Annotated in this window: 24 protein-coding genes; 13 read left to right on the forward strand and 11 right to left on the reverse strand. The window is 73.2% G+C overall.

Annotated features, from left to right (window positions below; genetic code table 11):
* Positions 1-44 precede the first annotated feature (44 nt).
* From DB32_RS07235 to DB32_RS07260, 6 genes are all read right to left on the reverse strand, one after another.
* Positions 45-989, reverse strand: coding sequence for a PEGA domain-containing protein (locus tag DB32_RS07235; protein ID WP_157068806.1), 945 nt, complete (start codon positions 987-989; stop codon positions 45-47).
* Positions 976-1,824, reverse strand: coding sequence for a hypothetical protein (locus DB32_RS07240; RefSeq protein WP_053231685.1), 849 nt, complete (start codon positions 1,822-1,824; stop codon positions 976-978). The genes DB32_RS07235 and DB32_RS07240 overlap by 14 nt, the downstream gene beginning before the upstream one ends.
* Entirely contained in the window at positions 1,814-3,499 is a 1,686-nt protein-coding gene (locus DB32_RS07245) for a serine/threonine-protein kinase (protein ID WP_157068807.1), read from the reverse strand. Before DB32_RS07245 ends, DB32_RS07240 begins: the two co-directional genes overlap by 11 nt.
* A 103-nt stretch (positions 3,500-3,602) precedes the next feature.
* Positions 3,603-5,141, reverse strand: coding sequence for a 5'-nucleotidase C-terminal domain-containing protein (locus tag DB32_RS07250; RefSeq protein WP_053231687.1), 1,539 nt, complete (start codon positions 5,139-5,141; stop codon positions 3,603-3,605).
* Positions 5,142-5,146: 5 nt separating this feature from the next.
* Complete coding sequence (locus DB32_RS07255; RefSeq protein WP_053231688.1) at positions 5,147-5,962, reverse strand: peptidylprolyl isomerase; 816 nt, start codon at positions 5,960-5,962, stop codon at positions 5,147-5,149.
* Between the two features lie 19 nt (positions 5,963-5,981).
* The gene (locus DB32_RS07260; protein ID WP_157068808.1) at positions 5,982-6,254 is read right to left on the reverse strand and encodes a hypothetical protein; all 273 of its coding nucleotides are present in this window, start codon (positions 6,252-6,254) and stop codon (positions 5,982-5,984) included.
* Positions 6,255-6,333: 79 nt separating this feature from the next.
* Here DB32_RS07260 and DB32_RS07265 point away from each other — a divergent pair, with 79 nt between their 5' ends.
* Positions 6,334-6,780, forward strand: a complete 447-nt coding sequence (locus DB32_RS07265; RefSeq protein WP_157068809.1) for a hypothetical protein — start codon at positions 6,334-6,336, stop codon at positions 6,778-6,780.
* 68 nt (positions 6,781-6,848) lie between these two features.
* On the opposite strand, the gene DB32_RS48010 is transcribed toward DB32_RS07265, so the two are convergent.
* Complete coding sequence (locus DB32_RS48010) at positions 6,849-7,556, reverse strand: hypothetical protein (protein WP_053231691.1); 708 nt, start codon at positions 7,554-7,556, stop codon at positions 6,849-6,851.
* A gap of 70 nt (positions 7,557-7,626) precedes the next feature.
* Between DB32_RS48010 and DB32_RS07275 the strand changes: the two genes are divergently transcribed.
* Positions 7,627-9,162 (forward strand): glycogen synthase, encoded by a 1,536-nt coding sequence (locus tag DB32_RS07275; protein WP_053231692.1) that lies wholly within the window; start codon positions 7,627-7,629, stop codon positions 9,160-9,162.
* On the opposite strand, the gene tsaB is transcribed toward DB32_RS07275, so the two are convergent.
* Positions 9,111-9,827: a tRNA (adenosine(37)-N6)-threonylcarbamoyltransferase complex dimerization subunit type 1 TsaB gene (tsaB, locus tag DB32_RS07280; RefSeq protein ID WP_053231693.1), complete on the reverse strand. Its 717-nt coding sequence runs from the start codon at positions 9,825-9,827 to the stop codon at positions 9,111-9,113. The genes DB32_RS07275 and tsaB overlap by 52 nt on opposite strands.
* 106 nt (positions 9,828-9,933) lie before the next feature.
* Between tsaB and DB32_RS07285 the strand changes: the two genes are divergently transcribed.
* The 9 genes from DB32_RS07285 (at position 9,934) to DB32_RS07325 (ending at position 18,022) form a co-directional block, all read left to right on the forward strand.
* A complete protein-coding gene (locus DB32_RS07285) occupies positions 9,934-10,428 on the forward strand; it encodes a hypothetical protein (RefSeq protein ID WP_157068811.1) in 495 nt (164 codons plus the stop codon).
* A complete protein-coding gene (locus tag DB32_RS07290) occupies positions 10,425-11,042 on the forward strand; it encodes a hypothetical protein (protein WP_157068812.1) in 618 nt (205 codons plus the stop codon). Before DB32_RS07285 ends, DB32_RS07290 begins: the two co-directional genes overlap by 4 nt.
* A gap of 53 nt (positions 11,043-11,095) precedes the next feature.
* On the forward strand, positions 11,096-11,680 hold the full coding sequence (locus DB32_RS07295; RefSeq protein ID WP_053231696.1) for a MiaE family protein: 585 nt from the start codon (positions 11,096-11,098) through the stop codon (positions 11,678-11,680).
* On the forward strand, positions 11,677-12,474 hold the full coding sequence (gene lepB / locus DB32_RS07300; protein WP_053231697.1) for a signal peptidase I: 798 nt from the start codon (positions 11,677-11,679) through the stop codon (positions 12,472-12,474). The genes DB32_RS07295 and lepB overlap by 4 nt, the downstream gene beginning before the upstream one ends.
* Before the next feature lie 34 nt (positions 12,475-12,508).
* Positions 12,509-13,051, forward strand: coding sequence for a DUF4833 domain-containing protein (locus DB32_RS07305; RefSeq protein WP_053231698.1), 543 nt, complete (start codon positions 12,509-12,511; stop codon positions 13,049-13,051).
* A gap of 239 nt (positions 13,052-13,290) precedes the next feature.
* On the forward strand, positions 13,291-14,271 hold the full coding sequence (locus DB32_RS07310) for a hypothetical protein (protein WP_053231699.1): 981 nt from the start codon (positions 13,291-13,293) through the stop codon (positions 14,269-14,271).
* Between the two features lie 61 nt (positions 14,272-14,332).
* Positions 14,333-15,832 carry a B12-binding domain-containing radical SAM protein gene (locus DB32_RS07315; RefSeq protein ID WP_053231700.1) on the forward strand — a complete coding sequence of 500 codons (1,500 nt, stop codon included), beginning with the start codon at positions 14,333-14,335 and terminating at the stop codon, positions 15,830-15,832.
* A 143-nt stretch (positions 15,833-15,975) separates the two neighbouring features.
* On the forward strand, positions 15,976-17,271 hold the full coding sequence (locus tag DB32_RS07320) for a metal-dependent hydrolase family protein (protein ID WP_053231701.1): 1,296 nt from the start codon (positions 15,976-15,978) through the stop codon (positions 17,269-17,271).
* A 130-nt stretch (positions 17,272-17,401) separates the two neighbouring features.
* On the forward strand, positions 17,402-18,022 hold the full coding sequence (locus DB32_RS07325) for a hypothetical protein (RefSeq protein WP_157068814.1): 621 nt from the start codon (positions 17,402-17,404) through the stop codon (positions 18,020-18,022).
* A gap of 21 nt (positions 18,023-18,043) precedes the next feature.
* Here the strand turns inward: DB32_RS07325 and DB32_RS07330 are convergent, their stop codons facing one another.
* Both DB32_RS07330 and DB32_RS07335 read right to left on the reverse strand, forming a co-directional pair.
* On the reverse strand, positions 18,044-19,207 hold the full coding sequence (locus tag DB32_RS07330; RefSeq protein ID WP_053231703.1) for a serine hydrolase domain-containing protein: 1,164 nt from the start codon (positions 19,205-19,207) through the stop codon (positions 18,044-18,046).
* Between the two features lie 57 nt (positions 19,208-19,264).
* The gene (locus DB32_RS07335) at positions 19,265-20,620 is read right to left on the reverse strand and encodes a flavin monoamine oxidase family protein (protein WP_053231704.1); all 1,356 of its coding nucleotides are present in this window, start codon (positions 20,618-20,620) and stop codon (positions 19,265-19,267) included.
* Between the two features lie 554 nt (positions 20,621-21,174).
* On the opposite strand from DB32_RS07335, the gene DB32_RS45030 reads away from it, so the two are divergent.
* The gene (locus tag DB32_RS45030) at positions 21,175-21,816 is read left to right on the forward strand and encodes a hypothetical protein (RefSeq protein ID WP_053231706.1); all 642 of its coding nucleotides are present in this window, start codon (positions 21,175-21,177) and stop codon (positions 21,814-21,816) included.
* A 4-nt stretch (positions 21,817-21,820) separates the two neighbouring features.
* Positions 21,821-22,375, forward strand: coding sequence for a hypothetical protein (locus tag DB32_RS46490; protein WP_053231707.1), 555 nt, complete (start codon positions 21,821-21,823; stop codon positions 22,373-22,375).
* Positions 22,376-22,400: 25 nt separating this feature from the next.
* Here the strand turns inward: DB32_RS46490 and DB32_RS07350 are convergent, their stop codons facing one another.
* On the reverse strand, positions 22,401-23,372 hold the full coding sequence (locus tag DB32_RS07350; protein ID WP_053231708.1) for an ornithine cyclodeaminase family protein: 972 nt from the start codon (positions 23,370-23,372) through the stop codon (positions 22,401-22,403).
* Positions 23,373-23,395 lie beyond the last annotated feature (23 nt).

Raw genomic sequence — 23,395 nt, forward strand, 5'->3', positions numbered from 1 at the left:
GCGCCCTCTGCGTGTCGGTCCGAGCGCAGAGGGCCTTCGTCCGATCAGAACCTGCCGCGCACCCCGAGGCCGCCGGGGCGCAGCTCGAGCCGTGCTTCGGGCTGCTCGGCTTCGCGACCATCGTCGTCGCTCGTCGCGGCGAGCACGATGACGAACGCGGCCGCCGACGCGATCGCCACGCCGCCGAGGATGTCTGCCGCGAGCGATGACGCGCGCAGCTGATCGCGCGCCGACTCCACGGTGCTCGCGTCCGCAGGGAACGTCCCGAGCGCCGCGTCGAGATCGGTGTCGGCGTCGTATGCGAACCCGAACGCGACCCCCGCGCCCGCGCCGGTGAGCAGCGCCGTCGCGCCGAGCGCCCACAGCGCGGCCGCGCGACCCGAGCCGCCGTCGGATCGCGCGTCGTCCGGCGGCGTCGCGCCCGCGCCCGACTCGAGCACGATCGAGAGCTCGACCTCTTCGCGCGATGCGACCGTGATGCGCCGCGTGTCGCTGCGATATCCCGCGGCGTCGACGCGCAGCACGTGGCGCCCGATGTCGATCACCAGCGGCTCGAGCGGCGTCGTCCCGATCGCGACGTCGTCGAGCAGCACCGTCGCGCCCTCGACGTTCACTTCGAGCACCAGCGTCCCGACGCGCTCGCGCAGCGTCGCGACGTCGCGCTCGACCGCGCGCCGTCGCTCGGCGGGGATCTCGTCGCCGCCCTCTTCGAGGTAGCGCTCGAAGGTGCGCAGCGCCTCCGCGTAGTCGTGGAGCTGGAAGTAGATCTGCCCGAGGTTGAACAGGATGCGGTAGCTCGGCGCGAGCTCGTACGCCTGCTGGAACTCGACGAGCGCCGCGTCGAACCCGCCCTCTTCGTACAGCGCGACGCCGCGCTCGAAGTGCTCGCGTGCTCGCTCGACGTCGGGCTCGTCGGCGCGCGCGGAGAGCGGCGCGAGCGCCGCGAGCACGAACGCGAGCACGAGGAACGCTCGTTCAACGCGAGACATCGTCACCGCCGAAGCCGACCGACGTGATCCATCCACGACGCGTGAGGAACGGGACGCGTCCGAGCATCTCGCCGGTCGCGCTGTCGGTCGCGATCAGCGTGACGATGCCCTCGGGCAGGTTCACGAAGCCCGCGCGCCCCGACGGATCGGTGCGATCGAGCGAGAGCGACGGAACGCCCGCTTGCAGGTAGTAGCGCGCGGTCGTGCTGAGGGTCCGATCGACCTCGAAGCTCACGCCGGCCGCGGACTCGCCGGGGCACGCGAAGATGCCGATGAACGCGTGGCCCGCGTTCGCGAGATCGGGCGGCGTGCCCGCCGCGACGCCGAGCTGCGCGTAGCCCTCGGCCGTCACCTGCGGCTGCGGCGAGGGCGTCGTCTCGCTGACCGCGGCGGGGCTGAGCACGATGACGTTCGGCAGGTGCGTCTCCGACGTGACCTGCAGGAACCCCTCGAAACCACTGGTGATCTCGAGGGTGACGAGGCCGTTCGCGTCGCTCGACACCGGACCGAACGCCGGCGACGCGCACGTCGCGTCGAGGCCGTTGCACACGCGCACTTCGACCTGCACCGGGGCGCCCGACTGCAGATCGACGAACGCGCGGTGGAGCGTGATCGGCACCGCCGGGCTCGGCAGCTCGGGGCGGCCCGCGCAGTACCACCGATCGTCGGCGCGGCCGGTGCACAGGCCCGACACGCACGTCAGCCCGGGCTGCCCGGTGACCTCGGCGCTGCAGTCGTCGTCGCTGGCGCACTGCGCGCGATCGGGATCGAAGAGCGCGGAGCAGCCGCCGAGCATCACGAGCGCCCCCAGCACGAGCGCGCGCTCAGTCGCCAAACGGATCCTCCGTGTCGATCGGACGCGGCGCGCGAGCGCGTCGCGCGAGCGAGCGATCGAAGTCGTGATCGTCGCCCACCGGCTCGGGCGTGGTCGCGGGCGCGGCGGGGAGCGCGGGCTCGCTCGCGACCGACGCGGCGACGTGCGCGGCCGGAGGAGGGCTCGCGGCGCGACGGCGCGACGAGCTCGCGGGCCGCGACGACGAAGCGCGCGGCTGCGTGCGGGTCAGCGTCATCGCGGCGTGCACGTCGCGATCGAAGCGCACCTCGATCGTCTGGGGCTCGTGGCCGGGCGCGCGAGCTCGCACGACGTGGCTCGCGTCGTCGCGCTCGGTCCGCAGCTCGACCGGGTTGCCCTCGACCGCGCGACCGTCGATCTCGATGCGCGCGTCGAGCGGCTCGACGGCGATGCGCACCGTGACGCGCTCGGGCAGCGCGCCCGGCGCGCTCGACGCCGACTGCGCGACCGGCAGCACCGCTGCCGGCGCGGGCTCCGCCGGGCGAGACGAGACCACCCACACCGCGAGCGCCGCGACGACGCCGATCGCGACCGCGGCGATCACACGCGGTGCGCGGCTCGGGGCCGCGGGCGCCGGCGTGATCGACCCCGTGCCGGTCGTCGTCGGTGCGGGCGCTTCGAGGCTCGCCACCGACGGCGAGGTGCGATCGACGAGCGCGACGTCGCCCGACGCGAGCTCGCGCGCGACCTGCTCGCGCAGCCCGCGACAGCTCTCGCCCGCGTGCTCGTCGACCACCGCCGCGAGCTGGTCGGTGCCGTACGCGATGCCGGCCTCGTCCATCGCGCGTCGCAGCGCGTCGCGCATCTCGAGCGCGGTCGCGAAGCGCGCCGCGGGCTCGCGCTCGAGCGCCTTCAGCGCGACCGCCTCGAGCACGCTCGGCACCTTCGGGTCGAAGCGCGACGGCGGCGGGACCGCGCCCGCGACCGTGCTGTGCATGATCGCGGCGTCTTCCTTGCCGGCCCACATGCGCTGTCCCGCGAGCACTTCCCAGAGCATCGCGCCCGCCATGTACACGTCGGCGCGGCGATCGACGCGCTCCGCGAGCAGCGCCTCGGGCGCCATGTAGCGCACCGTCCCCTTGAACACGCCGGTGCGCGTCTCCGACACGTTGGCGCGCGTCTTCGCGATGCCGAAGTCGAGCACCTTCACCTGGCCGTCGAGCGTCAGGTAGATGTTGTTCGGCGTGAAGTCGCGGTGGACGAGATCGAGCGAGCTGCCGTCGTAGTCGGGCAGCTCGTGCGCGTAGTGGAGCCCGGTGAGCGCCTCGCTCAGCACGTGCAGCCCGGCGGCGAGCGGGAGCTTGCGCTCGTCGCGCTCCGCGAGCCGCCGCAGGCGGCCCCACGACGCGCCCTCGAGGTACTCCATCACGATCGCGTAGCGCGTGTCCGCGCGACCGACCTCGTACGTCTGCACGACGTTGCGATGGTTGAGGCGCGCAGCGAGCCGCGCCTCGTCGAGGAACATCGTGACGGCGTGCGGGTCCTCGGCGAGCGACTCGCGCAACAGCTTCAGCACGAGCAGCTTGTGGAAGCCCGGCGTGTGATCGGCTGTGGCGAGGAAGACCTCGGCCATGCCTCCCTCGCCCAGCTTTCCGAGCACGCGATACTTGCCCACGCGGGCAGCGCCGCTCGAGAGGGCTGGTAACGCGCGAAACATCGGGCGGAGGTCTAGCAGGTTCGTCCGAGCGCGGTATCGGCAGCGGATCGTCGCATCGCCGGCACACCCGCGCGCGCGATCGGCCACATCGACGCCTGACGCGTCAGCGCTCGTCGCCGGTCTCGTCGGGCGTGAGCCGGCCGTCGTCGTCGCGATCGAGCGCGTCGATCACCACGCGCGCCGCGCTCTCCGACGGCGCTCCGACGGCGCGACCGATCGCGCCGGCGACCTCGTCGCGCGTGACGGCTCCGTCGTCGTCGCGATCGATCGCGTCGAAGCCGCCGAGCTGCGCCCAGAGCGTCGTGCAGAACGCGCTGACGAGCGCGGCCTTCACCTCGCGCCCGGTGGTCGCGGTCGGGATCTCGTCGGGGTGGGCGGCGGCGAACCGCACGAGCGGCTCGATCTCGTCCATGCCGTCGAAGAAGCTCCGCACCAGCGCGATGCGATAGATGCGCGCGGGATCGAACGGCGCGCCGGCGACCTGCACGAGCTGGTGTCGCGCGTCGACGATCATCCGATCGTCGACCTGGAGGAACCCTCCGGACTCGACCGGCGCATGCGCGCGCGACGTCGCGATCGCGTCGCGCAGCACCGCGCCCGGCAGCGGCGCCACGACGACCTCGTTGTCGAACGGGAGCTCGCCCTGCAGGTCGCCGTAGGTGAGCCGTCCTCGGTGCTTGCGCGCGCCGCGGATCCCGCCGCCGTTGAAGATCGCGCCGTCCGCCTCGAGCGCGTCGCGCAGGCGCGAGCAGATCAGCGTGCCCATCGAGGTCTGCCGCACGCGCGAGCCGATCGACGAGAGCGTCACGCCGGGCGGGAGGATCGCGACCGTGGCGGTCTCGAGATCGCGCACGAGCGAGAGGTGCTGGTCGACGCGCGCGCGCATCGCGTCGTCCTCGGGATGGTCCGCGACCGCCTCGAAGCGAGCGTGCACCTCGGGGAACGTGCCGCTCGTCCACACGAGATCGATCACGGTCGCGCGCACCGCGTCGGACGGAGCCTTCGCGAGCCACGTCGCGCCGATCCGCTCGAGCAAGCCGTCGTGCTCGTGCCCGCCGAGGATCACGGGGAAGGGCGGCGTGGTGCGCGCGAGCGCGCGATCCTGGTCGGCGCGTTGATGGGTGATCGGCAGCACGCACGCGCAGCCGCTCGCGAGCAGCTCGTCGGCGAGGCGTCGCGCGGTCTCGTTCGCGGGGTCCACGCGCGCGCCGCCGAAGGGCGGACGTCGATAGAGCGACGGCTCTCCGCTCGTGACGCCGACGAGCCCGACGCGCACGCCCGCGACGTCGAGCACCTCGGTCTTCGGGAACGACTCGTCGAGGCCGTGCACGTTGCTCAGCAGCACGGTCGCGCGCAGCTCGTGCAAGCGCGCGCGGAGCTGATCGACCTCGATGTCGTCCTCGTGGTTGCCGAGGATCGCGTGGGTGATCGGCACGTGGCGCAGGCAGTCGACCATGCCGCGCCCCGAGTCGAGGCTCGAGAGCACGCTCGGCGCGACGAAGTCGCCGGCGACGACCACGAGCATCCGGTCCGCGGGATCGTGCGTCGCGTGGTGGCGCACGAGGCTCACGAGCCGCGGCAGGTGGTCGAGCGAGTAGACGTCGTTGACCGCGACGATCCGCAGTCGCGCGCGCAGCGTCATGGCGGTCACTCGGGCAGGCGCTGGATCACGTGGAAGCCGAACTCGGTCTCGATCGGCCCCGCGATCGCGTTCTCGTCGAGCGCGTACGCGGCATCCTCGAACGCCTGCGCGAGGCGGCCGCGGCCGGTCACCCCGAGATCCCCGCCGCGCTCGGCGCTCGCGTCCTCGCTCTCCTCGCGCGCGATCGCCGCGAAGTCGGCGCCCGGCGCCTGCGCGCGCGCGAGCAGCTCGCGCGCCCTCGCTTCGGCCTCGCCGCGGGTGCGCGTGATCTCCGGGCCCGCGTTGCGCGCGCCCGCGTAGCGCACCAGCACGTGCCGCGTGTGCACGTGCTCCACCGCGCAGCGCTGCGCGACGACGTAGCCGTAGGGCGCCTCGAGCACGTCGCTGATCGCGCCGGTGCGCAGCGCCCAGACCGCATCGCGGATCGGCTCGTGCGCCGCGGGCCAGTCCTCGCGCGTGTAGGTGCCGAGCAGGCCTCCGCGCGGTCCGCTCGACGCCGCGTCGCTCTCGGTGCGCGCGAGCGTGGCGAGATCGTCGCTGCCCGCGACGAGGCGCGTGCGCAGCTGCTCCGCGCGAGCACGCGCTTCGTCCTGGGTGCGCGTGATCGATGCCGGTGCGTGCGCCGCGCCCGACCACGCGACGACGATCACGCGCGCGCACGCCTCCGCCGCGCTCGCCTCGTCGGGCGTCGCGCGCGTGTCCGGCGCGACCACCGCGGGCGGCGGCGCCTCGGTCGGGGCAGGCGGCGGCGGTGCGGGCTCCGCGGCGGGCGAGGAGCACGCGAGAGCGAGCAGGCACGAGAGAGCGAGGAACGCGCGCATGCGCGCGAGGATATCTCGCTCACGCCATCACGGTCGCTTCGGGCGTGACGCTCGTCTGCTTCCGCGGCGGGATCACGTCGCCCGCGAAGAGCTCGTAGATCGCCTTCAGGCGCCCGACGAACGGAGTCATGTCGAGCGCCGTGTCCACGCCCCCGCGCAGCGCGCCCTTCGCGCGGATCCGCCGCACGACGTAGAACGCCGACGCGAGCACGCCGATCACCGGCAGCGCGCGCGCGACCTTCCAGAGCACGGCGTGCGCCGCGATGTCCTTCGCCATCCTTCGCTTGTCCATGCCGCGTTTCGCTGCCGCCGACGTGCCTCGGTCGGCGCGTCGATTGCTCCGTCGCGGCGCCGAGGAGCGACGGGAGGAGATGCCGTACAAGTCCGCCCTGACCGGGCGCGTGCTCGGCGTGCGCTGGATGGGCGCGCCCACCGCGGTCGACGTCGACCGCCTCGAGGCCGAGACGCACTCGGGCTTCGGTCGCGCGTCCGCGCCGCTGGTGCTCGTCGCGGTGCCGCGCTCGCTCGCGCCGCCCGGTGCCGACGTGCGCGCGTGCATCGCGAGCATGCTGCGGGTGACCGCCGCGCAGATCGAGCGGCTCTATCTCGTCATCGAGGGCTCGGGGCCGGGACGTGCGCTCGCGCGTGCTTTCGCTCGCGCGGCGATCACCGCGATCGGCTGGGGCGAGCGCGCGCGGGTCGCGCGAACGGTCGAGGAGGCCGCGTGCGCGGCCGCGGCCGTCGCGGGAGAGCAGCCCGACCAGCTGCTCGCGGCATGGCGCTCCGAGGGCGTGTCGCCGATCTGCGCGAGCGCCTGAGCGGGGCGCGTCGTCACGCACGCAGCCGCCATCGGGGCAGCGCGCCGCACCGACCGCGCGCGATCGCGTCAGCGCCCGCCCTGCACCTGCTGCAGCTGCTCCGGCGACGCGACCGGGAATTGATCGATGCGCTCCGCCGGGACCGCCACGCAGCTCGCCATCTGCAGGCTGCGCCCGATCTGCTCGCTCGTCGCGATGTAGAGCGTGACCGACGCGCGGTCGCCGTAGATCAGGAAGACGTCGCTGACGGTCGTGTACGAGCGGCGCCACGTGAACCGACGCGTGGGCACGCCGCCGGTGGTCGGACAGTCCCAGACGCCCGTGGGCGTCCCGTAGGTATCACGCATCGCCGTGAGGTGCGGCGAGATCGCCCGCGTCGTCGGCAGCATGCTCAGCACCTGCACCTGCACGAGCCGCTGCGCCTGGCGATCGAAGCCGTACATCGCCTGGCCGCCGTTCGAGAGGCGCTCCTCCATCATGATGAGGCCCTCGCGGCTCGCGCCTCCCGCGGGCGCGATCGCCCGCCGCGCCGCGCGCACCTCGTCGATCGTGAGCCCGAGCGCGACGCCCTCGACCACCTCCGGCATCAGCGCGCGGCTCTCCTCGATCAGCCGCGCGACGCGCGCCTCGGCCTCGCGCATCCGCTCGGCGCGTCGCGCCTCGCGTCGCGACGCGTCGGCGCGCTCCTCGGCCTCGATCCACGCGTTCCAACCGACGATCGCTCCGCCGATCGCGAGCAGCACGAGCAAGAAGGCGATCCAACCGCGACGATCCACGGCGCGCAGCGTAATCGCTCACGGGACGCATGTAGAGGTCCGGGCGTCGTCGTGGTATGCCCGGCGCCGCATGGACATCCTCGTCGTCACCGCCGAGATCGCGCCCTACAGCCGCGCCACGAGCGCCGGCGAGACCGCGGCGGCGCTGCCCAAGGCGCTGCGCGGCCTCGGTCACAAGGTCACGGTGCTCTCGCCGCTGTGGGCGTCGATCGATCCCGCGTCGAAGCACCTCGCGCGAAGGCTCGTGAAGATCGAGGTCGAGCTCGAAGGTCAGAAGCGCGCGCTCCCGCTCTTCGAGGGGCGCAGCTCGGGCGGCGTCGATCTCGCGTTCCTCGCCGAAGAGACGCTCTTCCCGCGCAACGCGAGCGCGACCGACACCGGGCCCGAGACCGCGGCGCGCTGGGGCGCGTTCGCGCGCGCGACGATCGAGCTGATGAAGCGCCGCGACGCGCTGCCCGAGGTCGTGCACTGCATCGGCTGGCAGACCGCGATCCTCCCGGTGCTGATGCGCGAAGACCCCGCGCTCGCCGCGATCCCGACGGTGCTCACGGTGCACGACCTGGGCGCGCACGGCCGCTACGATCGCGCGCAGCTCGCGACGTTCGGCGTGCCCGAGAAGTGGTGGCGCATCGACGGCGTCGAGTTCTACGGGAAGCTCTCGCCGCTCAAGGCCGGCATCCAGACCGCGTCGCGCATCACCACGCCGTCGCCGACCTCGGCGCGCGAGGCGACGGAGAGCGCGGGCGGGCTCGAGGGCGCGCTGAGCGCGCGCGGCAAGGCGCTCGCCGGGATCCTCGAGGGCGTCGACGTCTCGGTGTGGAACGCGGCGACCGATCCCTGGCTCGAGGCGCGCTTCGACGCGATGGACGTCGCGGGGTCGCCCACCGAGAAGGGCAAGAGCGCGTACGGCAAGCAGCGCTGCAAGAGCGCGATGCAGAAGGAGCTCGGCCTCCCGGTGCGCGGCGACGTCGCGCTCGTCTCGGCGATCGGCGTGGCGACGGCGGGCAGCGGCTTCGACGTGCTCGCGGACGTCGGGACGAAGCTGCTCCGCAACGACGTGCAGATCGTCGTCGTGACCGAGCCCGGGAGCGATCCCGCGATCGTCTCGCGCTTCGTGGCGCTCGCGCAGCGCTGGTCGGATCGCATCGCGGTGCGGCACGACGCGGATCAGGGGATGGTCCACCGCGCGCTCGGCGCGAGCGATCTCGTCATCGTGCCGAGCCCCAGCGCCGGGCCGAACGCGGCCGCGCCCACCGAGAGCATGGGCGGCGCGCGCGCGATGCACGCGCATCGCTACGGCGCGCTCCCGATCGCGCGGCGCACCGGCGGCGTCGCGGACGCGGTCGTCGACTGCGATCCGCGTCTCAGCTCCGGCAGCGGCTTCCTCTGGGACGAGGACAGCGGTGACGCGATGCTCGCGGCGATCCAGCGCGGCATCGCGGCGTTCACCCAGCCCGCGACGTTCCGCGCGCTCCAGCACCGCGTGATGACGATCGATCACTCGTGGGATCGCAGCGCGCGTCTCTACGAGCGGCTCTACCGCTCGGCGCGCGGTCAGGGCACGCGCGAGGAGCCGGGCAGCACCGCGTCCGAGGCGCGCACGTAGAGCGGCTCGAGCGACGCGAGGTCGTCGGGCCCGCGCGCCGCGAGCGCCTCTTCGGCCTCGAGCGCGAGCAGCGCGCCGCGCGGCACGTCGAGGGCGCGCGGCGCGGTGATCAGCGGTCCGAGCACCGCGCTCACGCGATCGCCGTACACCGCGAGCCCACCGCCCGCGAGCACCGGCGTGCGCGAATCGGCCAGCACGTCGCCGATCGCGTCGCGGATCGCGCGCGCCGCGACCTCCGGCGGGCCGTGGGTCTCGTCGAGGCGCGTCGTCAGCGCACCGCGCGCGTCGGCTTCGTAGACCGCGACGAACACCTCGCCCTTGTGCGCGTCGATCACCGGCACCCGCAGCGCGCCGAAGAGCCCGCGCGCGATCACCCGCGTGGTGCGCACCCCGACCACCGGCGTGCCGCGCGCGAGCGCGAGCCCCTTCACCGTCGAGACCCCGATGCGCACCCCGGTGAACGATCCCGGCCCGAGCCCGACCGCGAGCAGATCGATCGCCGCGACGTCGAGCTCCGCGAGCGCGAGCGCGCGCTCGATCGTCGGCAGCAGCGTCTCGCCGTGCCGCGAGCGGACGCGCGTGTGCATCTCGACGCGCACCTCTCCGCCGTCGGTGATCGCGACGACGCCGAGGTCGCCCGAAGTGTCGATCGCGAGCGTCCGCATACGCGAGGCAGCGCGCCTCATACCACGCGGGCCCGGTTCCGGTATCACTGAATCCACGCTCATCGGGGCTCGTCGGAGCCCGTGACGCGGTACCATGTCCGACCCCGTGGAACGCGAGTCCGTTCAGGAGCGAGCGCTCTCGCGCATTCCCTTCGATCCGCGCGACGCGCGCATCGTCGAGGGCATGTCGCGCTGGATGGGCCTGCTCGGCCGGTTCCAGGTGCTCGCGGGCGGCGCGCTGATGCTCACGGTGATGGGGATCGCCATCGCGTACGGCACCACCGAGGCCCTCGCGACCCCGAGCGCGACGCAGCCCGCCGACGCGACGCCGCCGCTGATCACGCTCGGCGAGGTCACGCTCGAGATGCTGCTCGGCGTCGGCCTCGCCGTGTCGCTGCTCGGCGCGCTGCTGCTCTGGGGCGGCGTGATGTTGATCGACGGCGCCGAGGATCTCGAGCGCGTGGTGCACGGCGACGAGCTCGATCGCCACCACCTCGAGAACGCGCTGCGGCGCATCCGCGGCTACTACCGCATCGAGGCCTTGTTCACGTTGCTCGCGCTCGCGGCGTTGCTCGCCTGGGCGATCCCGGGATGGGCGTGACCGGCGAGCCGCCGGAGGTGCGCGGGCGTCGGCGCGAAGAGAGCGCGCGCGAGCCCACGCCTGCGCCCGCGCCGCGTCGCCTCGAGCTCGTGCTCTCCGAGCCGCCGCCCGCGCCCGACTCGAGCGAGATCGCGATCCGCGAGTCGGACCCCTCGGTCCCCAAGACGCCGGCGCCGACGCCCGCGCCGATCGCGGAGCCCGAGCCCATCCCCGCGCCTGCCGTGCCGCGGGCCGAGCCGGTGCCGTTCGCGAAGTCCGAGGCGCGCATGGTGCGCTCGCTCGCGGGCTGGCTCGGCGTGACGGGCCTCGCGACGCTCGCGATCTGCGGCGTGTTCGCCGCGCAGTGGGCGCAGGGCCGCGGCAGCGTGCCGAGCGCCGCGCTCGCCGTGATCTCGGGGGCGATCGGGCTGTGGAGCCTGCTCGCGGGGTGGCACTTCGGGCGCGTGGTGCGACGTCATCGCGACGAGCGCACCGCGGACGCGCTGCACCAGCTCGTGAGCGCGTTCGGCCACCTGCGCAGCATCTTGATCCTGAAGGCGATCGGACTCTTCCTAGTGCTGGGCCTCAGCTGCTTCGCGTTCTCGATCGTCGCGAGCCTGCTCGCGCTGCTCTGATTTTCCTGCCTTCCTTGACCAGGAGGGGGCGTCGCAATAGCGTTCGGCGCCTCATGCTGGGCCTGCTCGCACCCACCGACCGCGAATGGCTGCTCGCGGTCGAGGGAGACCTCGATCGCCTGCTCTCCGATCACGCGCACTGCGAGCTCAAGGCTGCTCACTCCGCGCTCTCGCTGGTCGGTCGCCACGGCGGCGAGATGCCCGAGATGGTCGCGCCGCTCGTCGCGCTCGCGCACGAGGAGACCGAGCACTTCCGCGAGGTCGAGGAGAAGCTCCGCGCGCGCGGCCGCACGCTCGGCATGCCCGCGACCGACGGCTACGTCGTCGCGCTGCGCAAGGTCGCGCGCGAGGACGCCGACGAGGTCCCCGCGCTCCTCGATCGACTGCTCATCTCCGCGCTGATCGAGGCGCGCTCGTGCGAGCGCTTCAAGCTGCTCGCGGAGGGCCTCGGCGACGGCACGATGCGCCTCTTCTACCGCGACCTCATGGCGTCCGAGGCGACGCACTACCGGCTCTTCGCGCGCCTCGCGGAGCAGCGCTTCGGCGAGTCCGACGCGCGCGCGCGCCTTCGCACCCTGGCCGAGCGCGAGGCACGCCTCGCCACCTCGCTCCCGCTCGGGCCCACGGTGCACGGATGAGCGAGGACCCCACGAAGCCGACGAAGCCCGCGGACCTGCGAAACGAGCTCGGCGAGATCGGCGTCCCGCGCGACCCCACCGCCGAGGCCACCGCGAAGGCGGCCGCGGCCATCCGCGAGAGCGACGAGGAGCGCTGGCGCCGCACGAAGTCGAACATGAAGACGATCGGCGGCGCGGTGCTGCTCGCGTTCTTCATCCGCATCGTCCTCTTCGAGGCGTTCGAGATCGACGGGCCCTCGATGGAGCCCACGCTGCTCAACGGCGATCGCGTCGTCGTGGCGAAGTTCCCCTACGGGCTGTTCCTGCCGTTCACGAGCGACGCCGTCGTGAGCTGGGGCATGCCGAACCCCGGCGACGTCGTGATCGTGAAGAGCCCGTACGACGACATCGACATCGTCAAGCGCGTGATCGGCGTGCCCGGCGATCGCATCGAGATCCGCGAGGACGTCGTGTGGCGCAACGGCGAGCCCATCCATCGCCGCGTGCTCGGGCCCTGCCTCGAGGAAGAGAGCAGCGAAGATCCGACCGACTGCGAGTGGATCGAGGAGGGCACGAACGGCGAGCTGTGGCGCACCAGCCACTCGATGCTGAGCGTGCCCGAGAGCATGTCCCCGGTCGTCGTGCCACCGGGCCACATCTTCGTGCTCGGTGATCACCGCGATCGCAGCAACGACAGCCGCAACCCGCGCGTCGGCATGATCCCGATCTCGCGCGTGAAGGGCCGCGCGCTCGCGATCTACTGGTCGAACGAGACCCACATTCGCTGGGATCGGATCTTCAGCGCGATCCAGTGAACGGTGCGTAGATGGGAGCGGCGGAGGCATCGCCGTGACCGCTCCTCGCGCATCCCTGCTCGTCGCGCTCGCGCTGCTCGTGATCGTGTCGATGGCGCGCGCCGATCCGCGCATCGGGGCGTTCGACCTCCCGACGCTCTTCTACATCGCGAAGTCGGACGACCGGAACCGCGTCGACTACGGCGTGAGGCTCGACGAGCAGTGCTCGCCCGCGTCGCGCGCGCCGATCTACGCGTACTGGCGTCGCTTCGAGCCCGGGCAGGAGCCGCTCGCCGATCTCTCGATGCTCGATCATCGCGGCTATGGCATCGCGCACCAGTCCGTGCGCGTCAGCGAGCCCAACGGGAGCTGGATCGAGCTGCGCCTGCAGGCGTTCCCGCAGCGACGCCTGCTCGCGCTCGTGCAGCTCGCCGGCGACCGCTGCGTGGGCGCGGTGCACGCGGACATCGACGGTCGGGAGGCGGTGCTCGATCACGTGTTCGTGCACCTCGACGGACCGATGCAGGTCCGCGAGATCGAGCTGCGCGGCGAGGAGCGCGCGACCGGTCGTCCGCTCGTCGAGCGGCTGCGCCCCTGAGGCCCGATCTCAACGGCTCGCTGCGCCGCCAGCGCCCGTCCGCGCCCGAGACGGGCGCTCCCGTCCGCCGGCTGCTTCGCGAGCACTCCAGCCGCGTCCCGAATTCTCGTCCACGCCTGCGTTCTTGTGGGCTCTCGGCGTGATCCCACGTAGCTGCCGAGAGCGCACCGAGGTGCGCGAGACGACCGCACGCGCGCTCGGGCAGGGCGCGCGGGGCGACGCGTCGTGGGAGCGGCAGCATGCGCGCGTGCTCGCACGCGCTGCGCGAGGCCTGCGCGCGGACGTGCGCGAGCGCCTCGTCGTGGCGCGCAGCCATCGTCTCGATGACGTGGCTCGCGATCGTGTCGGTCGCGCACGCGGATCCACCGGTCCCACGCGACGGCCCCTTCGAGCTGAGGCTCGCGATCGAGAACGACAACCTGCTCTTCGGGACCTACGCGCGCATGGCGGGGCCGGAGCTCGACGGGAACGATCTCGGGCGGACCCACGCGTCGTCGATCGGCATGTCCTACGACATCGCGGATCGCGGCGTCCTCGAGCTCGACCTCACGAGCGCGCTCTTCACGCGCTCGATCAGCGGCCTGCCTCCGATGCACGAGGCCACGCTGCCGATCCACTTCCACGAGCTCAGCCGACTGCGGCTCGGCGGCGGGATCCGGCGCGGCCTCGGGCCGTGGCGCATCCGCTGGGGCCTCGCCGTGGAGGTCTCGAACCGCGAGGAGGTCGTGGCGATCGGCGCGACCGGACAGCAGCGCTGGTGGCACGAGTTCAGCCGCTACGACCTCGACACCGGCGTGTGGCTCTACGAATACCACCCCGATGGGCAGGGCATCCGCGTCGGTGTGGCGGCGGACGCGAGCGCGGGGGGATGGACGAGCTCGACGCTCGCGCCGTGGGCGTGGATCGAGGCCGAGGGCGACGTCGGAGGTCGCGCCGGCACGCTGCCGGGCGCGTCATGGCTCGAGCCCTCGGGGCGCGTCGCGCTGAGCCTCGGGGACCCCGCGGGGGTGCGTCTCGTGCTCGGCCTCGAGCAGCGCGCGTTCGTGTGGATCGAGCAGCCCGGCGTCATGCTGCGCTCGACGATCGACGTCCGGCTCGACCTCTCGGCGGTGGTCGTCCAGCTCGCGCTGCACCGCTACGACGGCGACCAGAACGTGCGGTACTTCGCCTACGCGCTCCCCAACACGACGATGACCTTCGCGCTCTGGCTCCGGCTCTGAACCAGATCACGGGCCCGAGCTACCGCTCGGCGGGGCCCCGTCCCATACTCGGCGCTCGCGCATGAAGCAGTCCTCCCACGCGAGCTCGCTGCGCGCGGTGATCCGAGAGCGGCTCGCCGCGGAGATCGGCACGCTCTCGAGCCACGCCGCCGAGCGCGTCGCGCTGGTGTACCCGAGCCCCTACCACACCGGCATGAGCTCGCTGGGGTTCCAGCAGATCTACCGCGAGATCCACGCGAGCGGCCGGTCCGCGGAGCGCGCGTTCCTCCCCGACGACGTGAGCGCGTGGCAGCGCGCGCGCCTGCCGCTGCTCACCTACGAGAACGAGCGCCCGGTCTCCGACTTCCCGGTCGTCGCGATGAGCGTCGCGTACGAGATCGAGCTCGCCGGGGTCGTGCAGTGCCTCGAGCTCGCGGGGATGCCGCCGCTCGCCGAGGAGCGCGGTCCGCGTCATCCGATCGTGCTGTGCGGCGGGCCGCTCACGTTCTCGAACCCGCTGCCGCTCGCGCCGTACGCCGACGCGATCCTGATGGGCGAGTGCGACGAGACGATCCACCAGGCGCTCGACGTGATCTTCGGCGCGGGCGGATCGAAGCACGAGATCCTCGCCGCGCTCGCGCGCGAGATCGACTCGTGCTTCGTGCCCTCGATCCACGGCGACGAGATGCCGCACGTCGCGAAGGCGGACCTCGAGAAGCTCCCCGCGTACGCCGCGATCCGCACGCCGAACACCGAGCTGCGCGACATGTTCTTGATGGAGGCCGAGCGCGGCTGCTCGCGCGGCTGCGCGTACTGCGTGATGCGCCGCAGCACGAACGGCGGCATGCGCATCGTGCCGATGGAGAAGATCCTCGGGCTCGTCCCCGCCGACGCGCGGCGCGTCGGTCTCGTCGGCGCGGCGGTCAGCGATCACCCGAAGATCGCGGACATCGTCGAGACGCTCGCAGGGCAGGGCCGCCAGGTCGGGCTCTCGTCGCTGCGCCCCGATCGCCTCAACGATCGCTTCGTCGCCGCGCTGAAGAGCGCGGGCTATCGCACGCTGACCACCGCGAGCGACGGCGCGAGCCAGCGTCTTCGCGACCAGGTGCAGCGCAAGGCGCAGGAGCGACACCTGCTGCGCGCGGCGGAGCTCACGCGCGCCCACGGGCTCGAGCGGCTCAAGCTCTACATGATGGTCGGCCTGCCCGGCGAGGAAGCGCAGGACATCGACGAGCTGATCGTCTTCGCGACCGAGCTCTCGAAGATCGCGCCGCTCTCGCTCGGGATCGCGCCCTTCGTCAGCAAGCGCAACACGCCGATGGACGGGCTGCCCTTCGCGGGGATCAAGCCGGTCGAGGAGCGCCTCGAGCAGCTGCGCCGCGGCACGAAGGGTCGCGTCGACGTGCGCGCGACCAGCGCGCGCTGGGCGTGGATCGAGTGGGTGCTCGCGCAGGGCGGTCGCGCCGAGGGTCGCGCGGTGATGGACGCCGTGCACGCGGGCGGGCGCTTCGCGGACTGGAAGCGCGCGTTCGAGGCGCTGCCGGCGGCGCGCCCGCGCCGCGCGCTCGCGGTCGTCGCCTGACGCGCTGGCTCCGCGGCGCTGGCTCCGCGGCGGTGGTCCCGCGGCGCGTGCTCCCCGCATCGCGGGTCGGCGCACGGCCGCGCCGGGGCTAGCTAGCGCCTCGTCTGCGCGACGCTTCGTCAGCGCGACGTGGAGGCCTCGTCTTGAGCTCCGAGCCGAGGGCAACGCTCTTCTCGAACGTTCGCGTCTTCGACGGGAGATCGACCGCGCTCTCCGCGCCTTCGCACGTGCTGGTGCGCGGCCACGTCATCGACGCGATCTCCACGTCGCCGATCGCCGGCGCCGGCGACACGAAGGTGATCGACGGCCGCGGCAAGACGCTGACGCCCGGCCTCGTCGACGCGCACTGGCACGCGACGTTCGCGACGCTCTCGCCCGAAGTGCTGATGACCGCCGATCCGGGGTTCATCCACATCGTCGCGGCGCGCGAGGCGGAGCGCACGCTGATGCGCGGGTTCACCACCGTGCGCGACGCGGGCGGCCCGGCGTTCGGGCTCAAGCGCGCGATCGACACCGGCGTGTGCGCCGGCCCACGCATCTATCCGAGCGGCGCGTTCATCTCGCAGACCTCGGGCCACGGAGACTTCCGCGCGCGCCACGAGGTGCCCCGCGACTGCTGCGCGCACCTCTCGTACGCGGAGCGGCTCGGCGCCGCGGCGCTCGCGGACGGAGTCGCCGAGGTGCTGCGCGCGTCGCGCGAGCAGCTGATGCTCGGCGCGTCGCAGATCAAGGTGATGGCGGGCGGCGGGGTCTCGTCGCCGCACGACCCGATCGACGTCACGCAGTACACCGAGGACGAGATGCGCGCGGCCGTCGAGTGCGCGGAGAACTGGGGCACCTACGTGATGGTGCACGCGTACACGCCGCGCGCGGTGCAGCAGTCGATCCGCGCCGGCGTGCGGTGCATCGAGCACGGCCACCTCGTCGACGACGAGACCGCCGCGATGATGGCGGCCCGCGGCGTCTGGTGGTCGATGCAGACCTTCCTCGACGACGAGGACGCGCATCCGCTGCCGACGCCCGAAGGGCGCGCGAAGGCGCGACGCGTGTTCTCCGGGACCGACCAGGCGTACTTGCTCGCGAAGAAGCACGGCGTGAAGCTCGCGTGGGGCACCGACGTGCTCTTCGACGCGAGGCTCGCGGATCGTCAGGGCGCGCAGCTCGCGAAGCTCACGCGCTGGTTCACGACGGCGCAGGCGCTCCGGCTCGCGACGTACGACAACGCGCAGCTGCTCGCGCTTTCGGGAGAGCGCAACCCGTACCCGGGTCGGCTCGGCGTCGTGGAAGAGGGCGCGCTCGCGGACCTGCTCCTGGTCGACGGCGATCCGCTCGCGGACCTCGGCGTCTTCGCGGACCCGAGCTCGAAGCTGCTCGTCATCATGAAGGACGGGGAGCTGGTGAAGGACGTCGTCTCGTCGCAGCGCGCGTCCGGCACGTGACCCGCGCTCGTCGTAGAGTGGGGCGATCCGACGCGCGAGCGGCTTGTCTGCGCGCGCGACGGGGCGAGATGCGCACGTGAGGCGGTCAGGTCGATTGGAAAACCCGCGCAGCACGGTCGACCCCAGGTCGGTGACGAGACTCGCGCTCGCGGGATGTGTGTTGGTCTTCGGGCTCGCGTGCTCCGGGGTCGCGCGCGCGCAGGATCCTGCGGAGGCGCTGGGCGCACCATCCAGCGAGGCGCCGAGCGCCCGACCGGACGAGGCGCCGGCCGCCAACGAGGTGCCGAGCGCGCCTGCGAGCGCGCTCGACTCGCCGGTCACCCCGAGCGCCGAGCAGCGCAGCGCGGCGCGCCAGCTCGCGAGCCTGCAGATCGACGAGCTCGCGCTCCAGCGCGAGATGGACGCCGCGGGCCAGGAGCGCTTGCTCGCGGTCGCGCTCTACGTGGGCGGCGTCGGGCTCGCGGTCGCGTCGGTGTCGACGCTGGTGATCGCGGCGCTGCAGAGCGCGTGTGTCGCCGAGGCGGACCTCGGCTGTTACGACGCGCCGGAGTGGATCATCGGCGGCCTCGCGACCGCGCTGGTGAGCGCGGTGCTGCTCTCGGGCGCGAGCTTCGCGGATCGCCGCGCGGGCTACCTCGAGCGCCGGAGCGACACCCACCGCGACGATCTCGAGGAGCGTCGCCGCACGCTCGAGCGCCGCGTCGGTCTCGCGCTCGGGCCGACCGCGGTCCGCGTGACGATCGAGTTCTGAGCACGCACCGCCGCCGGCCGATCAGCGCGAGCCGAACGTCTCTCGCACCGCCGCGAGCAGCGGGCGCGCGGCCGAGAGCGTCTCGACGAGCGGCGCCGCGCCCTCGCCGACGTTGACGGCGACGACGAAGCCGACGTCGGCGTCGGTCGAATAGCCGACGAACGTGCGTGCACCGTCGGTGTTCCCAGCGCCCAGGCGGACGTCGCCGAGCGCAGGATCGAGCGCGACCACGTATCCCATCCCGTATCCGCCCGTCTCGTAGCCATAGGCCTGCGCGACGCCCTCGAGCACGGCGCCGCCCGCCGGCACGTCGGCGAGCGCGAGCGTCTCGCGGCGATGGAGGCGCCCGCCGAGGAATTCACGCGCCCAGATCGCCATGTCGTGGAGCGACGTGACGTAGCCGCCGTCGGCGGCGTAGCTCGTCGGCGTCACGACGGCCGCGGGCCCGGCCGCGCCGCCGGGCACGTAGCTGCTCCAGAGCGCGTCGGGCGTCCCGCTCGAGAGCGCGCGCGTGTCGGTCATGCCGAGGGGCACGAAGAACCGCGCCGTGCACTCGTCGGCGATCGACCGGCCGACGACGGACTCCACCGCGACGCCGAGCAGGATGTAGCCGGTGTTCGAGTAGTTCCACGCCGCGCCGGGCGGGAAGTCCGCGGGCTCCGCGATCGCCATGTCGATCAGCTCGTCGGCCGTGAACGTGCGCGTCCGGTCCGACGCGAGCGCCTCTTGATAGGGCGGCGTCCGCGTGTAGCTGACGATCCCCGAGGTGTGCTGGAGCAGCATCCGCAGCGTGATCTCGTCGCCGCGCGGCACCCTCGGCACGTACGTGGAGATCGGGTCGTCGATCGAGAGGAGGCCCTCTTCGTGGAGCGACAGCACGAGCGCGCCCGTGAACGTCTTCGCGATGCTCGCCGAGCGGAAGAGCGTGTCTTCGGTCGCCGGCGTGTCGGCCTCCAGGTCGGCCGCGCCGGTGGCTCCGACCCAGCGCCGTCCCGCGCCGTCCTCGACGAGCATGAGCGTGCCGGCGGAGCCCTCGGACGTTTGCGTCGAGGCCAGCGCGGACTCGAAGCGAGACACCGTCGCGGTGTCGAACGTGGGCGTCTCCGAGGTGCATCCGACGACGAGACCGAGCGACGTGAAGACACCGAGGACGAAGGAAGAGCGAGCTGGCGAGTGCGAGCGCATGAAGCCTCCTCGCCTGCGTGCCCGCACCTCGACGGTGCGTTCAACGCGCGCTCGCTCTCACCGCTCGCTGCGGAGAACTTCCTCCGCCGCCCGCTCGCCCGATCGAATCGCGCCTTCGATGTACCCGTTCCACACCGTCGCGGTCTCGGTGCCCGCCCAGTGCACCCGTCCGATCGGCGCGCGCAGCGCCTTGCCCGAGCTCGTCCACACGCCGGGCGGGAAGTACCCCGCGTAACACCCGCGGCTCCACTCGTCCTCGGTCCAGCTCTTGTCGACGTAGTGCACGGGCAGCCCCGCGCGCACTCCGAAGCAGCGCGCGAAACACGCGAGCACCGCGTCGCGTCGCTCGCCGCGCGGTCGATCGCTCCACTCGCGCGCCGCTGCGCCCTCGATGAACCCGAGCAGCACGCCCGGCGTGCCCTCGGGCGCCGACGCGTCGAACTGCACGTGCGCGGGCGCGAGATCGGTGATCGCGTGGCCCGACAGACCTTCCTCGCGCCACCACGCGCGCTCGTAGATCGCGATGCACTTGATCACCGCGCCCTGGGGCACGCGCTGCGTCAGCTGATCACGCGCGCTCGGCATCGCTGGCGCATACCGCAGTCGCCCCGCGAGCATCGGCGGCAGCGCCACGATCACGCGCGAGCCCGAGAACGCCGCGTCGTCGCTGCGCACCACGACACCGTCGCGGTCGTGCTCGATCGCGCGCACCGGCGTCGACAGGCGCAGCGTGCCCTCGGGCAGCTTCGCGGCGAGCGCCTCCGCGAGGCGCTGCATGCCACCCACCACGCGATCCTGCTGCGCGCCGTTCTCGCTCGAGAGCAGCCGATCGAGCCCACCGCCCGAGCGGATGTAGAAGAGCACGTGCAGCAGCGACAGGTCCGCGGGATCCGCCGCGAACACGGTCTCCATCGCGTAGCGCAGCAGCTTGCGCGCGCCCTCGGTCGGCGCGTGGGTGCGGAGGAACGTGTCGAGCGTCGTCGCGTCCCACTCGCTCGCTTGTTTCGCCTCCCAGGGCGCGTCGAGCGGCACTTCCTTCGCGAGCTGATCGAGGCGGAACCACACCCATCCGACCGCGGCGAGCGACGCCGCGTCGACGCGCGGGACGGTGCCGCGGAAGAGCCGTCGTTTGCCGCCGAAGTGCAGCACGTTGTGGCCCTCGACGTGCTGGCGATGGGTCGCGAGGCCGAGCTCCTTCGCGAGCGCGAGCGCGCGATCCTGCGTCGGCCCGAGCCACTGCCCGCCGAGATCGATCGCGGTGCCGTGGTGGGTCTCGGTGTAGACGCGACCGCCGACGCGATCGCGCGCCTCGAGCACCGCGACGCGACGCCCCGCGGCGCAGAGACGACGCGCCGCGGAGAGCCCGGCGAAGCCCGCGCCGACGACGATGACGTCCGACTCGAATGGCTGCATCGCGCGCGATGGTACTTCCCCGCGCCGCGCGGGGCCGCTCCTCGGCGCGGCGCGGCGATCCCTCGGTGCCGCGATCGTGCTCCTCGGTGCGGCGATCGCGATCCCTCGGTCCGGCGTCGCACTCCCTCGCTGCGGAAATTCGATCCCTCGCTGGGACGATTTCGATCCGCGGTCGGCGTTTTTCGATCCTCGGCGCGACGATTCGGTCCCTCGATGGCGAGCGCGCCTCCCCGGGTCGCCCGAGACGATCCCCGGCGGGGATCGCGTCGTGCGAAGTGGGGATCGCGCTGGATTTGGCGGGTATCGCGGGCGCGACGCGCGGGCGCTTCGTGATCGCCGCCGGGGATCGAGTGCTCGCGGGCGGGGATCGGAATTTCGTCGCCGGGGATCGGAATTTCGTCGCCGGGGATCGAATCACCGTCGCTGGGGATCGAGCCCTCGCGAGCGGGGATCGACGCGCCCGGCGTGGGGATCGAGCGCGCGAGGGTGGGGATCGTCGAATGCCCGCGCGACGCCGAGGAGGGGCGCGCGCGCGGTGATCGTATCCTCGCACCGTGCGCGACGAGACCGTCCTGACGCTGGGCTTCGGCGTCCTCGCGATCGCGATCGGCGCGTTCGTGTGGCCCATCCGGCGGCGTCACCTCCTGACGCGCGAGGGCGCGCGCGCCGCCGGGCACTACCTGCCGCTCTTCGACGCGCGCGGCGTCTGGCTCTGGCTCAACGGGCCGGTGACGTTCGTGCTCGGCCTCGGGCTGCTCGCGAACGGCGCGCTCCGCGCGCGCGCCGAGCACGACGCGGCGCGCATCGAGCGCGAGCTGCGGCAGATCGTGATCGCGTGCGAGCCGGGGCGCATCGAGCTGCGCAACCTCGGCGACGCGCCGCGCGTCCTCGAGGTCGACGCGCGCGCCGATCACCCGCACCGCGATCCCGGGCCGCGCCTGCGCATCGAGCCCGAAGGCGCGATCACGCTGCCGCCCGGCACGTCGCGCTCGCTCGCGCTGAGCACCGTGACGCGCGGCGCGTGCGGCACCGAGCCGGGCGGCGATCACGTCACGCCGTGGGAGATGTGCGACGGAGCCGAGCTCGAGCTCGCGATCCGCGACCCGCACGGCGACGAGGTCGCGCGCGGCGCGAGCGGCTGCGCGTTCCCGGGGCGCGCGCGCGTGCTCCAGCTCGGCCCCGACTTCCTCTGGTGAGCGAATGGCGGACGTGACGTTCGAGCGTGCTGCGATCCGGAAGCGAGGCGAGTGGACCTACGCGGTCCCCGGCGCGCTCGCGATGTTCTTCGCGCTCGCGTTCGTGCTCGGCGTCTTCGACGCGAACGTGCGCGCGATGTTGCCCGAGGTGCTCGCGCTCTCGGGCGTGCTCGCGCTCGCGTGCGCGTTCCTCGCGTGGCTCGCGCGCGGCCGGCTGCGCAGCGTGGTGCAGGTGGGGCGCGATCGCGCGGGCGCGTTCGTGCGGATCGCCGGCGAGCGCGAGGTGCGGGCGCCCCTGCGGTATCGCGTCGGCTGGTTCCACGAGCCGGTCTCGTCGACCGTGCTCCCCGTGCTCTGGGTCGAGGTGCGCGGCGACGACGGACCCGCGATCACGATGCGGCTCACGATGGGCGCGATCCACCGCCCGCCCGCGGACTGGCCCCCGGGCCCGCCGATCTCGCAGCCGACGCACGAGCTCGGCGGGATCGTCGACTACGCGCGCGCGCTCGACGCGATCGGCGCGACGCGCGCGACGAGCTGGCTCGACGTCGCGCGCTGAGCGCGCGAGCCGATCTGGACACGTCTCACCCCACGCCGACGAGATCGAGCTCGACGCCGACGCTCTTCGCGCGCGCCGCCTCGACGATGCGCCACGCGAGCGCGACGTCCTGGATGGCGAGGCCCGTCGAGTCGAACACGGTGAGCGCGCCGCGATCGATCGTCGCCGCGCCGACGATCACCTCGCCGAGCGTGCCCGCGACCTTCGAGAGCGCGTAGCGCCCGTCGTGGATCGCCACGTTGATCTCGCCCGAGTGCTCGGCCTGGTGGGGCTCGTCGATCACGACCTGCGCGGCGTCGAGGATGTCGGGATCGAGCTCCTGCTTGCCGGGGCCGTCGGCGCCCATCGCGTTCACGTGCGCGCTCGCGGCGAGCCACGCGCGCTTGACGACCGGCGTGCGCGAGGGCGTCGAGGTGTTCACGACGTCGGCGCGGCACGCCTCTTCGACGCTCACCGCCCGGCCGCCGAGCTCGCGCGCGAGGCCCTCGGCGAGCGCGGGCACACGATCCGAGAAGAGCGGCTCGAACGACTCGCCGAACACCACACGATGCGCCGCGAGCATCGTGCGCGCCTGCACGCCCGAGCCGACGAAGCCGACGGTGCGCGGCGCGCCCGACGCGAGGTGCTTCGACGCGACCGCCGCGGCGGCGCCGGTGCGCAGCGCGGTGAGCCACGTCGCGTCGAGGATCGCGAGCGGGAGCGCGGTCTCGGGATCGGAGAGCACGTACACGCCCATCACCGAGGGCAGGCCGTGGCGCGCGGGGTTCTGGGGGTGGCTGTTGACCCACTTCACGCCGGCGACGTGCGCGAGCGCGGAGGGCATCGCGCGGAAGTCGCCGTCGTGCTCGGGCAGGTCGAGGTAGACCTTCGGCGGCATTCGCGCCTCGCCGCGACCGTGCGCGGCGAACGCCTCTTCGACGGCGCTCACGGCCATCGGCATCGTCGCGACCGATTCCACCTCGCGGCGCGTGAGGACCAGGGTGCGTCGGCTCTTCATGGCCCGCGATGTACCACGGGCGT

Source organism: Sandaracinus amylolyticus (genome assembly GCF_000737325.1).
Lineage (GTDB): Bacteria > Myxococcota_A > Polyangia > Polyangiales > Sandaracinaceae > Sandaracinus > Sandaracinus amylolyticus.

Coding starts and splice junctions, on each gene's coding strand:
- DB32_RS07235 (WP_157068806.1), bottom strand. CDS start 989: ATGTCTCGCGTTGAACGAGCGTTCCTCGTGCTCGCGTTCGTGCTCGCG.
- DB32_RS07245 (WP_157068807.1), bottom strand. CDS start 3,499: ATGTTTCGCGCGTTACCAGCCCTCTCGAGCGGCGCTGCCCGCGTGGGC.
- DB32_RS07250 (WP_053231687.1), bottom strand. CDS start 5,141: ATGACGCTGCGCGCGCGACTGCGGATCGTCGCGGTCAACGACGTCTAC.
- DB32_RS07255 (WP_053231688.1), bottom strand. CDS start 5,962: ATGCGCGCGTTCCTCGCTCTCTCGTGCCTGCTCGCTCTCGCGTGCTCC.
- DB32_RS07260 (WP_157068808.1), bottom strand. CDS start 6,254: ATGGACAAGCGAAGGATGGCGAAGGACATCGCGGCGCACGCCGTGCTC.
- DB32_RS07265 (WP_157068809.1), top strand. CDS start 6,334: ATGCCGTACAAGTCCGCCCTGACCGGGCGCGTGCTCGGCGTGCGCTGG.
- DB32_RS07275 (WP_053231692.1), top strand. CDS start 7,627: ATGGACATCCTCGTCGTCACCGCCGAGATCGCGCCCTACAGCCGCGCC.
- tsaB (WP_053231693.1), bottom strand. CDS start 9,827: ATGCGGACGCTCGCGATCGACACTTCGGGCGACCTCGGCGTCGTCGCG.
- DB32_RS07295 (WP_053231696.1), top strand. CDS start 11,096: ATGCTGGGCCTGCTCGCACCCACCGACCGCGAATGGCTGCTCGCGGTC.
- lepB (WP_053231697.1), top strand. CDS start 11,677: ATGAGCGAGGACCCCACGAAGCCGACGAAGCCCGCGGACCTGCGAAAC.
- DB32_RS07310 (WP_053231699.1), top strand. CDS start 13,291: ATGCGCGCGTGCTCGCACGCGCTGCGCGAGGCCTGCGCGCGGACGTGC.
- DB32_RS07315 (WP_053231700.1), top strand. CDS start 14,333: ATGAAGCAGTCCTCCCACGCGAGCTCGCTGCGCGCGGTGATCCGAGAG.
- DB32_RS07330 (WP_053231703.1), bottom strand. CDS start 19,207: ATGCGCTCGCACTCGCCAGCTCGCTCTTCCTTCGTCCTCGGTGTCTTC.
- DB32_RS07335 (WP_053231704.1), bottom strand. CDS start 20,620: ATGCAGCCATTCGAGTCGGACGTCATCGTCGTCGGCGCGGGCTTCGCC.
- DB32_RS46490 (WP_053231707.1), top strand. CDS start 21,821: ATGGCGGACGTGACGTTCGAGCGTGCTGCGATCCGGAAGCGAGGCGAG.
- DB32_RS07350 (WP_053231708.1), bottom strand. CDS start 23,372: ATGAAGAGCCGACGCACCCTGGTCCTCACGCGCCGCGAGGTGGAATCG.